At 41.4% G+C, this 14,567-nt stretch carries 17 protein-coding genes, 1 tRNA gene and 1 pseudogene; 1 reads left to right on the plus strand and 18 read right to left on the minus strand.

Annotated features, from left to right (window positions below; genetic code table 11):
• Window positions 1-319: 319 nt before the first annotated feature.
• The 4 genes and pseudogenes from DXB52_RS05910 to DXB52_RS05920 all read right to left on the minus strand — a co-directional run bounded on the left by DXB52_RS05910 (window position 320) and on the right by DXB52_RS05920 (window position 3,248).
• Window positions 320-1,230 (minus strand): annotated as a pseudogene (locus DXB52_RS05910) (magnesium transporter CorA family protein).
• 9 nt (window positions 1,231-1,239) lie between these two features.
• Entirely contained in the window at window positions 1,240-1,365 is a 126-nt protein-coding gene (locus DXB52_RS16775; protein WP_264466047.1) for a hypothetical protein, read from the minus strand.
• A 116-nt stretch (window positions 1,366-1,481) separates the two neighbouring features.
• Window positions 1,482-2,204 carry an HAD family hydrolase gene (locus DXB52_RS05915; RefSeq protein ID WP_118106740.1) on the minus strand — a complete coding sequence of 241 codons (723 nt, stop codon included), beginning with the start codon at window positions 2,202-2,204 and terminating at the stop codon, window positions 1,482-1,484.
• A gap of 177 nt (window positions 2,205-2,381) precedes the next feature.
• Window positions 2,382-3,248, minus strand: a complete 867-nt coding sequence (locus tag DXB52_RS05920; RefSeq protein ID WP_118106741.1) for a LysR family transcriptional regulator — start codon at window positions 3,246-3,248, stop codon at window positions 2,382-2,384.
• Window positions 3,249-3,468: 220 nt separating this feature from the next.
• Here DXB52_RS05920 and proB point away from each other — a divergent pair, with 220 nt between their 5' ends.
• Window positions 3,469-4,266 (plus strand): glutamate 5-kinase, encoded by a 798-nt coding sequence (proB, locus tag DXB52_RS05925; protein WP_015529532.1) that lies wholly within the window; start codon window positions 3,469-3,471, stop codon window positions 4,264-4,266.
• 93 nt (window positions 4,267-4,359) lie between these two features.
• Here the strand turns inward: proB and DXB52_RS05930 are convergent, their stop codons facing one another.
• From DXB52_RS05930 to DXB52_RS05995, 14 genes are all read right to left on the minus strand, one after another.
• A complete protein-coding gene (locus DXB52_RS05930; protein WP_472519980.1) occupies window positions 4,360-5,463 on the minus strand; it encodes an aromatic acid exporter family protein in 1,104 nt (367 codons plus the stop codon).
• Window positions 5,464-5,636: 173 nt separating this feature from the next.
• Complete coding sequence (locus DXB52_RS05935; RefSeq protein ID WP_118106742.1) at window positions 5,637-6,371, minus strand: GntR family transcriptional regulator; 735 nt, start codon at window positions 6,369-6,371, stop codon at window positions 5,637-5,639.
• A 353-nt stretch (window positions 6,372-6,724) separates the two neighbouring features.
• A tRNA-Thr gene (locus tag DXB52_RS05940) sits at window positions 6,725-6,797 on the minus strand.
• Between the two features lie 133 nt (window positions 6,798-6,930).
• Window positions 6,931-7,881 carry a mechanosensitive ion channel family protein gene (locus tag DXB52_RS05945; protein WP_472519981.1) on the minus strand — a complete coding sequence of 317 codons (951 nt, stop codon included), beginning with the start codon at window positions 7,879-7,881 and terminating at the stop codon, window positions 6,931-6,933.
• A gap of 13 nt (window positions 7,882-7,894) precedes the next feature.
• On the minus strand, window positions 7,895-8,743 hold the full coding sequence (pgeF, locus tag DXB52_RS05950) for a peptidoglycan editing factor PgeF (RefSeq protein ID WP_118106751.1): 849 nt from the start codon (window positions 8,741-8,743) through the stop codon (window positions 7,895-7,897).
• Window positions 8,744-8,760: 17 nt separating this feature from the next.
• Complete coding sequence (locus DXB52_RS05955) at window positions 8,761-9,126, minus strand: YraN family protein (protein WP_015529527.1); 366 nt, start codon at window positions 9,124-9,126, stop codon at window positions 8,761-8,763.
• Window positions 9,127-9,217: 91 nt separating this feature from the next.
• On the minus strand, window positions 9,218-9,976 hold the full coding sequence (locus DXB52_RS05960; protein WP_015529526.1) for a ribonuclease HII: 759 nt from the start codon (window positions 9,974-9,976) through the stop codon (window positions 9,218-9,220).
• Complete coding sequence (gene lepB, locus DXB52_RS05965) at window positions 9,969-10,505, minus strand: signal peptidase I (protein ID WP_015529525.1); 537 nt, start codon at window positions 10,503-10,505, stop codon at window positions 9,969-9,971. The genes DXB52_RS05960 and lepB (DXB52_RS05965) overlap by 8 nt, the downstream gene beginning before the upstream one ends.
• Window positions 10,506-10,511: 6 nt before the next feature.
• Window positions 10,512-11,360 carry a ribosome biogenesis GTPase YlqF gene (ylqF, locus tag DXB52_RS05970; RefSeq protein WP_020436872.1) on the minus strand — a complete coding sequence of 283 codons (849 nt, stop codon included), beginning with the start codon at window positions 11,358-11,360 and terminating at the stop codon, window positions 10,512-10,514.
• A 31-nt stretch (window positions 11,361-11,391) separates the two neighbouring features.
• Entirely contained in the window at window positions 11,392-11,991 is a 600-nt protein-coding gene (gene lepB / locus DXB52_RS05975) for a signal peptidase I (protein ID WP_419029243.1), read from the minus strand.
• 228 nt (window positions 11,992-12,219) lie between these two features.
• A complete protein-coding gene (gene rplS / locus DXB52_RS05980; RefSeq protein ID WP_020436870.1) occupies window positions 12,220-12,567 on the minus strand; it encodes a 50S ribosomal protein L19 in 348 nt (115 codons plus the stop codon).
• A 118-nt stretch (window positions 12,568-12,685) separates the two neighbouring features.
• Window positions 12,686-13,546, minus strand: coding sequence for a tRNA (guanosine(37)-N1)-methyltransferase TrmD (gene trmD, locus DXB52_RS05985; RefSeq protein WP_118106743.1), 861 nt, complete (start codon window positions 13,544-13,546; stop codon window positions 12,686-12,688).
• Entirely contained in the window at window positions 13,546-14,055 is a 510-nt protein-coding gene (rimM, locus tag DXB52_RS05990) for a ribosome maturation factor RimM (protein ID WP_118106744.1), read from the minus strand. Before rimM ends, trmD begins: the two co-directional genes overlap by 1 nt.
• Before the next feature lie 217 nt (window positions 14,056-14,272).
• Window positions 14,273-14,500, minus strand: a complete 228-nt coding sequence (locus DXB52_RS05995) for a KH domain-containing protein (RefSeq protein ID WP_118106745.1) — start codon at window positions 14,498-14,500, stop codon at window positions 14,273-14,275.
• Between the last annotated feature and the right edge of the window lie 67 nt (window positions 14,501-14,567).

The following is a 14,567-nucleotide window of genomic DNA, read 5'->3' on the forward strand; positions in this document are numbered from 1 at the left end:
CAATTACTTTACTATCCGCGGTTCCACCCTTTTTGTTTTCAAGATCACAGTAAATGTACTGCTTTAAAACCACTTCATTCATGATTATAACGGAATCACCGGACCGGATTGGGGCCACTCAGAGGTAGTCTTCAAATGATTCCTGCTAAGATACTTCCAGCAAATGTATCTCTCTCTGTAACATTCCACATCCTACTCGTCTCGTCATCGTGTTATCGGCTAAGAACTATGTTGCTTTATAATCCTTAACTTCTTCTGACCATCATTATAGCATTCAATCGAGGATTGTCAACGCTATTTTTACAGTTTTTTCAGTTTTTTAGATAATCTTCTTTTTCTTGAAGATCAAAATACAGATCACGATAATGACAATACTAAGTGCCATTACCGCTGGATATCCATTTTCAAGTCCAGGCATATCTTTAAAGTTCATTCCAAACCATCCCGTGATCAATGTCAGTGGGAAGAAAATCGTGGAAATCACTGTTAAAACTGCATGTTGTTATTCTGTCTATTGTCAATCTGAGACTGGTAAGCCTCCTTTACCTGACGGGCATATTCCAACAGATGAGAAGTACGGCTCATCAGACGGTCTGCACGGTCAGTAAGTGTTCCGAAGTATTTCAATTGATCATTCAAAAACAATCCATTCTCGTTCTCTTCAAGCTCTTTTGTCAAGTCCATCATCTCATCATAATAGCTTCTCAGATTCAGAAGTTCCCTTCGGATTGGCATCAGTCGGTTCTGGATCGTATCTGTATGATCCTGGGACACATCCTCTTCCATACGAAGAAGTCTGCGCTCATAAGCCACAAGGATCTCCAGATCACGACTCATGAACTCTGCAATATAATTATAAAGGAATCGTTCCTTCGTCTCGCCCTGATGCATTCGTTTTCTCTTGATTCTGTTAATAAGTCTTTCCGAAAATGTCTCGTCATCTACGATAACAACATTATCTTCATTTACAAACATGTACATTCGGTATCTGCTTCCTAATACATCAAGAAGCTTTGGAATACAGAAAGTTCCTACCATACATTCCTGCTGATTCTCAATCTTACAGAATCCGATCTTTGCAATCTGGATCTCACTTTCATATATGATCCCTGCTGTTGCCAATGTCTCCTCCGCATGATTGGAATCTGTGAGGAACACAGCAGGACACTTTTCTTTCTCCCATTCTTCCTGACTGATCTCTGTCAGACGTTCCCCGAATTTATAGATCATTCTATCACCTTATTTTCTGTCTGTTGTACAGCCGCCTCCAACTGATTGATTACTACTGTTCACTGCTGCTTTCGCATAGGCTTCCTGGTAAAGAAGTTCCTGTGAGTTAATTGGCTGTCCCTTACATTCTACCACAGAATAGGTTCCTTTTGCATCCTACTTTCGCGCTTTTTTGTTATCACTTAACATCAAATCAAAAAGATCCTGCAGACATTTCTTTAATCGTTCGGAATAAACCGGCGCTGCAACTTCTACACTTCCGGCAGTTCTTTTACAAATTCCAGCAACTCTTCCATCGAGCCCTGATATTCGGAGTCGATCGGAAGGTTTTTCTTATTCTCCATCGTATCTGTGATAAGAAATACAGGAACTCCAAGCGCACGGATCGCAAGATCTTCCTCCACGTCATTTCCAACCATCAGACACTCTGACGGATCAAGCTCAAACTGTTCCAGAATTTGACGGAAATATTCCGGATTTGGCTTACAATATACATGATCTTCATATGTTGTAATAATCTTAAAATCTTCCGGATCCAGTCCCGCCCAGTCGATACGATTCATTGTTGCACATCTTGGAAAGATCGGGTTCGTTGCAAGATAAACTTCAATGCCTTTCTTCTTCGCCTCTTTTATAACCATATCTGAAAGTGGTGTCGGCTGTGTCGTGCACTTGGCCTGATTGAATTCATCCTCATAAAATGCATCTGCGATTGCCTCTGATTCTTCCACAGAAAGCGGCAGGAATTCATCAATATAACTCCAGAATGCCTCTCGGTTTGTTTTGGAACCATCGTTTTTCACCATCGCCTCATAGCCTTTCCATACTGCACCAATGAATCCTTTTGGATCCATTTCCACGCCTTTCTTCAAATATGCCTTTGCAAGAAGCGGCATATAAAAACGGACAAATTCGTCCTGTACCATCGGTAAAAGTGTTCCGTCTAAGTCAAATAAAATATGTTTAATCGACATCTTTTTCTCCTTCTTTCAATCTTTGTGCTCTTCTCTGATTGCTGATGACTCTTATAATGTCGGTCATAGAATAAGCCCTTTTTATCATAATAGTAACATTATACTCTCATATATTTCCTTCTATCAAGCAAATTATCATTCAGAACATGCCACTTCATAAAAGTTTCACATTTCTTATTATCTATACTGCAGATACTCTAGGAACCGCTTCACCGCCGGAGTTGCACCTTTTCTGTTACGCATGGCAAGTCCTATATTACGATACGCCGGGATTTCCAGTTCTCGTGTAACAATTCGATACGGAATCCGTTTCAAGATCAGTTCCGGCAAAACACTGATTCCAAGCCCGCTCTCAACCATCGCCATGATCGCGTAGTCATCCCATGTTGTGAAATGTACTTTCGGCTTTAAATTACTTCTTTCAAAGATCTCAGAAACTTCTGCCTTAGCACCTTTCTCCAATAGCATAAACGGTTCCTCACAAAGCGCACTGACCGGAATCTTCTTAAGTTCTGTCAGCGGATGTCCTTCCGGAAGCACGACAAGCAGCCTGTCCTGCTCCAGGAAAATTGTATCCACCTCATCCCTTACCGGCAATCTTGTGAATCCACAGTCAATTCGCCCTTCCATGATCCATTCTTCAATATCCGTATAATCTCCCAAAAGCATCTCGTAATCAATGTTCGGGTAATTCTTTTGGAATTCCTTGATAATATTCGGCAGCCAATGTGTTGCTACGCTGGAAAATGTACCGATACGGATCAATCCTGACTTTAACCCTTGAAGCTCATCAACTTCCAATTGAAGTTTCTCGTATTCTCTGCAGACCCGTTCCGCATAAGGAAGTAACTTCATCCCGCTGCTTGTAAGCTTTACTCCTGACTTGCTTCGTTCAAGCAGAACTACCTTCCATTCCTTTTCCAGATCATTGATCATTCGGCTGATCCCGGACTGGGAATAACTCAACTGTTCCGCTGCCTTTGTAAAACTTCCACACTCTACTGTCTTAACAAATGCCATGTATTTCTGAATACTTCCATCCATGAATTTAACACTCCTTTCGCTTTACATTTTCCCATCTGTTTTCGCTACGAAAAATCTCTTCACTTACTTTATATTTGATTTTGTCATGTAATCTATGAGAAACATTCGCTTTTGTAATTGATAACTGTATGATACTATAAAACAGTCGAGAAGACAAGGCTGGTTGTTAACTGACATCCGGAAATTATTTTAAAAGATATTCAGCAAGGAGTTATGTATTATGGGACTTTATAATAATCGAATCGTAGTAAAAGTTGGAACATCTACACTTACCAATGACGCCGGAAAGAGCGATCTTCGTACAACAGACCGTCTTGCCTGTGTACTTTCTGATATCCAGAACATGGGATATGAAGTTGTACTCGTTTCCTCCGGAGCGATCGCAGTCGGAAGAAATAAACTGAACATGACTGCTAAACCAGACAGTATGCGTATGAAACAGGCTGCTGCTGCAGTTGGACAGTGTAGTCTGATGTATCTGTATGACAAGTTCTTCGGTGACTATGACAAGACAGTTGCCCAGATCCTGCTCAATGCAGATGATATTGAAGAAGAAGAAAAAAAGGAAAATCTGATCAATACATTCAATGCGCTTCTCGAGATGGGTGTAATCCCGATTGTAAACGAAAATGACTCCGTAAGCTATAAAGAAATCGAATCCGAGGATCGTCTCTTCGGTGATAACGACATGCTCTCAGCTGTCGTTGCAGTACTCTGCCGCGCAAAGCATCTGGTCATTTTCTCCGACATTGATGGATTTTATGACCACGATCCAAGATTGTATCCAAATGCACAGCTAATCGATCAGATTGATACAATTGATGACAGCGTCTATGCTTTAGCCGGTGGCGCAGGTTCCCGACGTGGAACAGGCGGAATGCGTACAAAACTTCAGGCCGCATCCCTTGCCACTTCCCAGGGAACAAACACAATTGTTACAAACGGAAAGCGTCCGGAAGTCCTTTATGATATTGTAAAAGGCGGAAGAGCCGGCACATTATTCCCGGGAAAAATCTGATTCTTTCAGTAACATATTATAATTAATAAAAACGGATTAAAATCAGAAAATGCTTTGTTTTTGTTTCTTCTGACTTTAATCCGTTTCTTTCCATCATTTCTGCAACTCGTTTGCACTATCTTTTTGCTCCATCTCCTGTTTCCAGTAGATACGAAGCTTCTTCTCATCCAATCCATTCACAAATCGCTTCTTATATACAAGAAATTCCTCTAGATCCATCAAAATATGATACAGAAGTGCTCGTCCTTCGAACTCTTCGCGCGTCTTTGGAAGTTCTTCTTGCTTCATTTGCTCCGAAATCTCTTCCAACTTCTCGATCTGCTGATCTGGAATATTCATCTCAACAACATAATCTGCCATATACATGATATAATCTGCGATCACAAGTGCCTGCTTCGGCATCTTACGGATCTTCTTGATCTCATAATGCAGGTTATGAAGTACCTGCAGCTGCGCCAGACGCATTTCAAAGTAATCTATATAGTATCCCGGATGCGAATGAAATGTATTATCCTGGTAATCATACGCTGCCTTGATAAATTCATGCATTCTCCCCTCAAAGGCGATGATCCGATCCCAGACATTGATCTCCATATCTTTATTATGAAGATACGCTGCAAGTTCACACAAAAGAATCTGTAGCTGATTCTCTGTCTCCCTCATATAACGAATCAGATCCTGCCTCTGTCCTTCATAATCATAGAACAAATTCAGTACAATCGCGATTGTGATTCCAATCATTACTAAAAACAGCTCATTGCGAATAAACTCCGGACTAAAATCTCTTGTCATAAGAAAATGTGTGCCGATAACGGCATTTACCGAAATTGTTGCCGACCATCCAAGACTATGACTGACCGCAACGATCAGAAATACATAGATTCCATACGCCAACCAGGAACTCGTCATATGTCCAAATGTCAACGCCGCCAGAACTACCGCCAAAACAAATGTCGCCATACGATAAAAAGATAATTTCACCGTCTCCCATTTTGTTGTTACTAACGTAAGCAGTGTGATACTTCCGGCAGATGCCTCATACTCCAATCCCAGTATATGCGCTAGATAAATTGCTACACTGCTGCCCACCGCGATCTTAATTGCCTGCAGCAGGACTCTTTTTACTTGTCGTGCTTTTTCCATCGTCCTCCCTTTCCAATTTTCTAACCCATCATCTGATTTATATTTTATCATCATATTTGCGATATAATCCAGTGTTTTTTTAACACAGCTTGTACAAAATGACGAACATGAGGTGCCTTTGCTACTATAGCAATCGCTCACTAACAAATCTAGATAAAACTTTGTTTATAGAAAAAGGGGTGATTACAACCTACATATGTATGTAATCACCCCTATAACAATTCAACCTATTTTTCTGTTTCTTCTGCCTTCTTCTCCCATCTTTCTACAAAAGCATCAGCATAAGAAAGATAGTATTCTCGAAGTCCCATTCGGATCTTCTGCTCACTATTCTCTGCAATACCTTCTGTGATACGGCGAAGCTGCTCTAACTTCTGCTGCTTATCTCCCATCTTCTCAATTGCATAAGCTACATAACCATCCATCGTCTTCCCCTGAAGCTGTGACAGATATGGATTCTCAAACAAACTGATGAGTCTCTCCTGATAAACCATCTCCCACTCTGCCTTCTTCTCTGGTCTCAATGCATTCTCCATGCCGGAAAGTATCTGAAAAAGCTGCTCGCTTGGAGTTTTCTCAATCTCTTGCTCAAGGAAAAGCTTGCTCTGTCCATCTTCTTCGAATTCTGTCTGACTCGTTTGTTCCACATTTTTCCTTCGAAGCATCTGCTCTTTCTTTGCAACTAAGATCGTATTTTCTGCTGCCATTGCTGCAATCACATGAAATACATCATGAATCTGCTGTGCACTCAAAACTACTGCCTGGATATGACGGTTTGGAAGACGTACCGCAAATCCCTCCTGAACAAGATTCTGTAATGCCTCACGGATCGGCATTCTTGAAACACCAAGACGCTCTGCAAGTGCTTCCTGCGCCAGCTCTTCCCCCGGTTTCATAACTCCTGAAAGAATCTCCTCTTTAATTAACTGTACAATGTAATCTTTTGTCTGTACTGATGCCATATTTTCACCCTCTGTATTTTTCTATTTCTCTACTTCTGTCTAATCTTGTTTTAAAAGAATTAATTTTATTTCTTTCTACTTTATTAGAGAAAATCTTGTTTTAAAAGAATTAATTTTATTTCTTTCTACTTTATTAGAGAAAATTTTTCATCTTTTTTTATAAACTCGTAACAATATTGTATCCATTTTTATTTCCTTCGTCAAGATGCTTTTTCGTATCCGTTCTAAGTTTGTTATAAGTGCGCATCCTAAGCGGAGCGTTTTTTTATATATTAGGAAAGAACTTTCCTAATATATAAAAAACCGCTGCTGATTCCAGATACAACTGAAATCAACAACGGTCTTTACTCTTCAGCCGAAAATCGGACTCGAACCGACGACCCCTTCATTACGAGTGAAGTGCTCTACCAACTGAGCTATTTCGGCATATGGTCGTCAATTCTGACGACCTTTGTTATTATATCGCGTTTGGATATAAATTTCAACCACTTTTTTAATCAACTTCTATAGACTTTTATCATTCTAATAAATAATAACTAATGATTTGCCATATGAACTGTCAACTGATTATATGGGATGTCAATGCCTTCCTCATCAAAAGACATTTTAATCTCCTCAAGGATTCTCCAGCGCGTTGTCCAGTAGCTTCTGTCTTCACCCAGGCTCTAAGTCCGATCACAACACTGCTGTCTGCAAGTTCTGATACGAACACTTTAATCTCTTCATCCTGAATAACATCTTCATCCTTCAGTAGAAGATTCTCTACGATCTCTTTTGCTTTCTTCAGATCAGATTCATAAGAAATTCCTACTTTAAGGTCCAGCTGACGTTCCGGTCTTGCTGTTACATTTGTCAGACTGTTACTTGTCAGAATACTGTTTGGCACAACAATCGTCTTATTATCGATTGTTGTCATCTTTGTATAGAAGATCTGAATTACCTTTACTGTTCCTTCGATTCCCTCTGAATTCACAATAATATAATCTCCAACTGCAAATGGTCTGAGAAGAAGAATCAAGATACCTCCTGCAAAGTTCGACAGACTCCCTTGTAATGCCAGACCAATTGCCACACCGGCGGAAGCGATGATCGCTGCTACAGAAGAAGATTCCACGCCAAATTTTGTTGCGATCATAAAGATCAGAAGTGCGTATAACCCAAATTTCAACATAGAATCAACAAACTGACGAACTCCAACATCCGCATTGGATCTCTCCATTGATTTGCCTACCACTTTACGTATAACAGATATCACCTTAGATCCGATCAGGTAAAATACTATCGCGAAAATCACCTTCAACCCAAAGGCAATCAGATTCGGAATATTATCATTAAAATATTGTACAAAGCGATTCACTTCATCTGCTGTGCTTGCTGTTACTTCCTGTGCAGAATCAAGCACATCATTGACGGAACTGTTATTCGTCTGCGTTGCTGTTTGGGTCAGTGCAAAGGCTGTCCCCTTTGTCAGTAATACTGTTCCAAGTTCTTTCACTGTTGTCAGATACATACTTTTAACCTCCTTATTTTAATGCAAGAAATGCGCACAGATTTCCCCTGTTGTTCCCCATCGTCCGGTGAGAATATAGGATCTTACTATTGCAATGTGTACAAACATTTGTGATTGCCATATGCTCCGGCAGAATTCCACTTTCCAGGAAGATCAGTTCATTTGCCTTCCATAAATTCAACTGATATTTTCCGTTCTCTTTCTTATAGAAAAGATCCTCCCAGTATTTCTTTTCAAAAGCTTCTTTAAACTGCTCAATTACATCCTCACTGACCTCATAGCAATCCATACATACTGATGGTCCTACTGCTGCAAGCAGATCTTCCGGTTTGGATCCAAAATTCTCCTGCATCAGCTGAACAGTATTTTTTCCAATCTTACCAACAGTTCCTCTCCAGCCGGAATGACTCAGCCCGATTGCCTTTTTCACCGGATCCACAAAGTAAAGTGGTACACAATCTGCATAGGAAGTCACAAGACAGATTCCCGGAACATTTGTGATCATCCCATCCACATCTGTATAATTGCGTTCCCGCATAACACCTTTTCCCTTATCTTCCTCTGTAACCACACGGACATTCGTTGTATGTGTCTGCTTTGACAGAACCATATCTTCTACAGCGACGCCCATTGATGCTCCAATCCTTTTAAAATTCTCTAATACCCTTGCCGGGTCATCTCCACGATCAAAGCTTAGATTTAAAGAAGAATAATAGCCCTCACTGACTCCTCCAAGTCGTGTAGAAAAAGCACTCGTTACAATGCCCGTCTTCTGAAACAATGGATATTCCAGATAAGGAGTTTTCTTTTCTACTTCATCAAAAATATGTGCCGCGTTCTTATAAATCAATCCTAAACTCATATTCTGTCCTTTCTTCTCTATCCGCAAAATGCATTCTTCACCAGCTGGATCCTTGTCCCTTCAATACCGATCACATCAAATCTGCACGGGACATCACTAATATGATATTCCGTCAGATAATACATTGCTGCCTGAAATATCTTTCTCTGCTTTCTTGCATCTACAGCTTCCAGCGGACTCCCCTTGCCAGGACCCGTCCTGTACTTCACTTCACAGAATACCAGATTCTCCCCCTCTTTTGCAACAATATCAATCTCTCCTATGCGACAGCGATAATTGTACTGTAGTATCTGATAGCCATGCTGTTCCAGATAAAAACCTGCTGCCTGCTCATAGTTTCCACCTGTCTTGCGGTTATTCTTTTCTTTTTTCGGATCCTTCATCTACCTTATTCCCCTCTTCTAATCCGTCGAACTTTCGGATTTAAGAAGAGCTGCCATTGGCAGCTCTTTCTTTTATACAACCCTGATATCATTAAATAAACTTCTTGATAAATGTCTTTCTATGTATCGGTGTCGGTCCATATTTCTTGATTGCCTCAATATGTTCTTTGGATCCATATCCTTTGTGGCCTGCAAATCCATACTCTGGCATCACTTTATCATATTCTACCATCAGCCGATCCCTTGTCACTTTTGCAAGAATACTTGCCGCTGCAATAGACACACTCTTCGCATCTCCTTTAATAATCGGAACCTGCGGAATGATCATCTCCGGAATCGTCACAGCATCATTCAAAAGAATCCCTGGTTCTACTGCCAGCTTTGAAATTGCTTCACGCATTGCCTCATAAGTTGCCTGTAGAATATTAATTTCATCGATTCTCGCCGGACTTGCCATACCTACTGCCGCTGCAACCGCTTTCTCCATAATCTCATCATACAACTCTTCTCTCTTTGCAGCAGACAGTTTTTTTGAATCATTCAGATAGAGAATCTCACAATCCTTTGGGAGAATCACTGCACCGGCTACTACCGGTCCTGCCAGAGGACCTCTTCCTGCCTCGTCAATCCCACAGATAAAACTATAATCCGCATATTTTCTCTCGAATGTTTTCATTACCTCGAGGCGTTCTCTCTCCTGAACAAGTGCCTGCTGCTTCTTCCGATATCTTGCTGTCAGATTTTTTACACCTGTTCTAGAATCCGTCTCGTATTCCTGACAAAGTGCTTCCCACTGTTGTTCTCCTGCCTGTTCAAATTCTATCTTGATCTCGCTAATACTTTTACTCATGATGTATCACCCCAATTTGACTCAATGGCCACACGCGAATCCACGCCCTTCCGATCAGATCTTTTCTATGGATCAAACCAACATCGGATGCTCTGCTGTCGCTGCTGTTATTCCGATTATCTCCAAGTACAAAATATTCATCCTCACCCAGTGTTAATGGTTCTTCTGCAATGCCTGGATTCTCCATTATTTCATTCCCATAATGTTCATCCAGACGCATCCCATCAATATAAACCATTCCGGATAAAATCTGTACTGTCTCTCCCGGCAGCCCGATGATCCGCTTAATGTAATAGGTATTGTCCTGATATTGATATGGAAATACTACGATGTCATATCGTTTCGGATCTCTGAATCGGTAAGTCATTTTGTCAACGATCAGCTGATCCTTATCTGACAGCGTAGTTTCCATAGAAGAACCACTGACTTCTGTTCTCTGCCCCACAAAGGTAACCACGGTCCAGGTAAGAGCAATGATCAGTACAATATACAGAAGCCATCCCGACAGTTCTTTTATAATTTCTTTCATACCGTATTAATTCTCCTCTGGAAGCTCCAGTGTAAGCCTTCCAAGGCGGCCATTACGGAAATCATCCAAAAGAATTGCCGCTGCTTTTTCCACATCTAATTCGCTTCCTCTGACCAGACAGTGTCTGCTTTCTGCAATTCTTCTTAACACTTCATAATTATCTTCTGAAGATTCTATCGTGTACTTCTCTTCAAGAACTCCCGGATATGACTGATTTAAAAATTTCACAAGCTCACTTGCCAGTTCTTCTGTCTGAAGAATCTCGTCTTTAATCGAACCGATAAACGCAAGACGCAAACCTACTGTCTGGTCTTCAAACTTCGGCCAGAGAATTCCCGGTGTATCCAAAAGTTCTACATTCTTATTCAGACGGATCCACTGTTTTCCCTTTGTCACTCCAGGCTTATTTCCTGTTTTTGCACAGGCTTTTCCTGCCAGCGCATTGATAAAGGTAGATTTTCCTACGTTCGGAATTCCTACCACCATGGCACGTACCGGACGGTTCAGGATTCCACGCTTTCTGTCACGTTCCATCTTCTCCTTACATGCTTCCTGGATCACAGACTGGATCGACTTGATTCCGCCGCCTTTCTTAGAATTCACTTTCACGACAGAATATCCCTGCTTCTTGAAATATTCCATCCACTCATCATTTCTTCTGTCTTCCGCAAGATCTGCCTTATTCAAAAGAATCAGTCTCGCCTTATTCTTTCCAAGCTCATCAATGTCCGGATTACGACTGCTGAGCGGCACTCTTGCGTCCACCAGCTCAATAATCAGATCGATCAGCTTAATATTCTCCTGCATCATTCTTCTGGCCTTTGTCATATGGCCAGGATACCACTGAAAATGCATTGCATTCCTCCTGTTATTTTTTCATTCTATTTTATCTTTTTACAAATCCGAAATGTTCCCCGGAGCTTACATTGAACCAGACCTTTCCATAGATCTCATCTGCCTTTACCACTCCGACCGTCTCAGATCTGCTGTCTTCGCCTGACTCTTCATTATCTCCGAGCACAAAGTACTCGTCTTTGCCAAGCTTTATCTCATCAGAAGCTATCCCCGCATCTTTTATCTCTGATACATGAATATGTTTCTTCTGCTCTTTTCCATTAATATAAACAGTTCCATCCTTGATCTGGATAGTCTCTCCCGGAAGACCGACAATCCTTCTAATTAAAAGATGAACTTCGCGGTTTCCGTCTGGTCGAAATGCCACCACAGTTCCTCTGGAAGGTGTCTTCATATCCACGATCAGACGATCTACAAGAACAACCTCTCCATTCTCAATTGCCGGACTCATGGCATCTCCCGCATTGCTTACACGATGCCCGAAAAATGCGATTAAAAGTACTGCCACCAGGCACACACACAGTATCTCTCCTGCGAGAATCAAAGAATTTTTTGTTATATGATAATTCTTCTTTTCAAACTTTAATTTCTTACTTCGGTTTGTAAATTTCAGATGGTTTTTCTTCTTCATCTGCGGCTTCTTCTTTTTCTTTCTTCTGTTATTCTTTCGAAAACTCAGATTCTGCCCCATAGGTTCCTTATTTTCCTTCCCAACTATAAGAAACACGCTCCGCGAGTTTCTCAAATTATCGCGGCAGTCACCAAGGTCTCGTGCAAGCACGGACTTTGGCTCGTTGCTCGCGTAAGCTATAAGAAAAGGGACAATATACAAGTTCTGTAATTGTCCCTCTCATAGTTACTATTTTACTAATTCTTTTACCTTAGCAGCTTTACCAACACGCTGTCTTAAGTAGTTCAGTTTCGCTCTTCTTACTTTACCTCTGCGAACAACTTCTACTCTCTCAACATGTGGAGAATGTACCGGCCATGTCTTCTCAACACCGATTCCGTTAGATGTCTTTCTTACTGTGAAAGTCTCTCTTGCTCCGCCACCCTGTCTTTTCAGGACTGTTCCTTCGAAAACCTGGATTCTTTCGCGGTTACCCTCTTTGATCTTGGCATATACTTTTACTGTATCACCAACATGAAATTCAGGTGCGTTCTCCTTTAACTGTTCTGCTTCGATTTTTCTAATGATTTCGTTCATTTTGTGTGACCTCCTTAATATTTGACGTTCTTAACACTTCACTTTTGTGCCAGAGGACCATCGCGCTTCTTTTCACAACTTTTGTAGTTTACCACATTTCCGGGCTTTTTTCAAGTCCCTATTTCATTTTTTCTGCTTCTTTGCGTTCCCGTTTCACCTGGCGGATCCATTTCTTCTCTTTATCCGTCAGATTGCTCTCCTTGAGAAGATCCGGGCGCCGCTCCATTGTACGAAGGATTGACTGCTCTCTTCTCCATTTTTCAATATTCGCATGATGTCCGGACAGAAGGATGGACGGAACTTTCTTCCCTCTCCACTCTTCCGGTCTGGAATACTGCGGATACTCCAGAAGATTATCCTGAAATGACTCAAATTCTGCTGAGACATCATTGTGAAGCACTCCCGGAACCAGTCTTGAGATCGTATCGATCATGACCATTGCCGGAAGCTCGCCTCCAGTCAGTACATAATCTCCGATGGAAACATAATCTGTCACGATTTCTTCCAGAACGCGTTCGTCGATTCCTTCATAATGACCGCAAAGCAACACAAGGTCTTCCTCCTGGGCCATCTCCTCTGCCATCTTCTGGTTAAATACATCTCCCTGTGGAGAGAGATAGACTACACGCAGTGGACGCTTCTTCGAATTTTCATCCTGCAAATCACTGTTGCGCACTTCAGAACAATCCGCTGGTTCCGTTGACGTGACTTCTTCCGACTTGATGTTCTCCTGCTTTCTCTTGTCGATCTGCTCTTTCACAGCCTCATAAGCCAGATACACCGGTTCTGCCTGCATCAACATGCCTGCACCGCCGCCATATGGATAATCATCCACACTGTTATGCTTATTAAATGCATAATCACGGATATTCACTGCATTGATCGAAAGAAGTCCATTGTTGATTGCACGGCCTGTAATACTTGTATTCACACCTTGCTCGATCATCTCCGGAAATAAAGTCAATACATGGAAATTCATTACAGTAATCCCTCCATCAGATGCACTTTCATCTTCTTCGCTTCTACATCAATATCCAGAATACACTCGTGAATTGCAGGAAGCAGCACTTCTCCGTGATTCTCAGAAGTAATGATATACACTTCGTTTGCTCCTGTCTCCATCACGTCTTTGAGTACTCCAAAGCGTTCCTCACTGTCATCTGTATAGACCTCCATACCGATCAGATCACCGATATAATACTCGTCCTCTTCCAGTTCGACAGCATTTTCTCTTGTTACAAAGAGACTTTTTCCTTTATATTTCTCAATATCATTGATATTATCAATGCCCTTGAATTTCACAATTACAAATTGCTTGAAAAAACGAACAGACTGAATCTCAAGATCCAACTTTTTCCTTCCTGTATCAAGGACAACATTTTTCAATGTCTGAAAACGCGCAGCATCATCCGTTGTCGGGAATACCTTAACTTCACCACGCAGACCATGTGTGGAAGAAATCACTCCCACCTGAAGAAATTGTTCCATTCCTGATTCCTTTCTTATGAAACTATGAGAAACACACTTCGCGAGTTTCTCAAGTTATCGCGGCAGTCGCCAAGGTCTCGTGCAAGCACGGACTTTGACTCGTTGCTCACGTAAAAAGAAAGGGGCAGTCTCTTCTTTATGAAGGCTGTCCCTTTTTTAAGCCCTGCTTTACCAAGCAATGACTCTGTTACTTTTTTCTTTCGTCCTGATACTGTTCTTAAACAATATCGACAACGACTTTCTTGTCTTCCTTTGTTGCTGCTGCCTTAACAACAGAACGGATTGCTTTTGCAATACGACCCTGCTTACCGATCACTTTACCCATGTCGCCATCTGCTACATGAAGTTCCAGTACAGTAGTTTTGCCTTCCTTTTTCTCAGTAACTGAGACTTCATCCGGCTGATCTACCAGTGCCTTTGCAATAACTTCAACTAATTCTTTCATGATACTCGCCCTCCGCGGAGACATCGTTATTTATCTGCAGCTGATCACTCAGCTACAGACATTACTC

The sequence above is a fragment of the Ruminococcus sp. OM04-4AA genome (assembly GCF_003462585.1).
Classification (GTDB): domain Bacteria; phylum Bacillota; class Clostridia; order Lachnospirales; family Lachnospiraceae; genus Mediterraneibacter; species Mediterraneibacter faecis.

Bases quoted from the DNA above. Each gene is read 5' to 3' on its own strand.
- pgeF (WP_118106751.1), bottom strand. From the start codon at position 8,743: ATGAGTTTAGGATTGATTTATAAGAACGCGGCACATATTTTTGATGAA.
- ylqF (WP_020436872.1), bottom strand. From the start codon at position 11,360: ATGCATTTTCAGTGGTATCCTGGCCATATGACAAAGGCCAGAAGAATG.
- DXB52_RS05930 (WP_472519980.1), bottom strand. From the start codon at position 5,463: ATGATGATAAAATATAAATCAGATGATGGGTTAGAAAATTGGAAAGGG.
- DXB52_RS05955 (WP_015529527.1), bottom strand. From the start codon at position 9,126: ATGAAGGATCCGAAAAAAGAAAAGAATAACCGCAAGACAGGTGGAAAC.
- lepB (WP_419029243.1), bottom strand. From the start codon at position 11,991: ATGAAGAAGAAAAACCATCTGAAATTTACAAACCGAAGTAAGAAATTA.
- rimM (WP_118106744.1), bottom strand. From the start codon at position 14,055: ATGGAACAATTTCTTCAGGTGGGAGTGATTTCTTCCACACATGGTCTG.
- lepB (WP_015529525.1), bottom strand. From the start codon at position 10,505: ATGAAAGAAATTATAAAAGAACTGTCGGGATGGCTTCTGTATATTGTA.
- DXB52_RS05995 (WP_118106745.1), bottom strand. From the start codon at position 14,500: ATGAAAGAATTAGTTGAAGTTATTGCAAAGGCACTGGTAGATCAGCCG.
- DXB52_RS05920 (WP_118106741.1), bottom strand. From the start codon at position 3,248: ATGGATGGAAGTATTCAGAAATACATGGCATTTGTTAAGACAGTAGAG.
- DXB52_RS05935 (WP_118106742.1), bottom strand. From the start codon at position 6,371: ATGGCATCAGTACAGACAAAAGATTACATTGTACAGTTAATTAAAGAG.
- rplS (WP_020436870.1), bottom strand. From the start codon at position 12,567: ATGAACGAAATCATTAGAAAAATCGAAGCAGAACAGTTAAAGGAGAAC.
- trmD (WP_118106743.1), bottom strand. From the start codon at position 13,546: ATGAATTTCCATGTATTGACTTTATTTCCGGAGATGATCGAGCAAGGT.
- DXB52_RS05915 (WP_118106740.1), bottom strand. From the start codon at position 2,204: ATGTCGATTAAACATATTTTATTTGACTTAGACGGAACACTTTTACCG.
- DXB52_RS05945 (WP_472519981.1), bottom strand. From the start codon at position 7,881: ATGTATCTGACAACAGTGAAAGAACTTGGAACAGTATTACTGACAAAG.
- DXB52_RS05960 (WP_015529526.1), bottom strand. From the start codon at position 9,976: ATGAGTAAAAGTATTAGCGAGATCAAGATAGAATTTGAACAGGCAGGA.
- proB (WP_015529532.1), top strand. From the start codon at position 3,469: ATGGGACTTTATAATAATCGAATCGTAGTAAAAGTTGGAACATCTACA.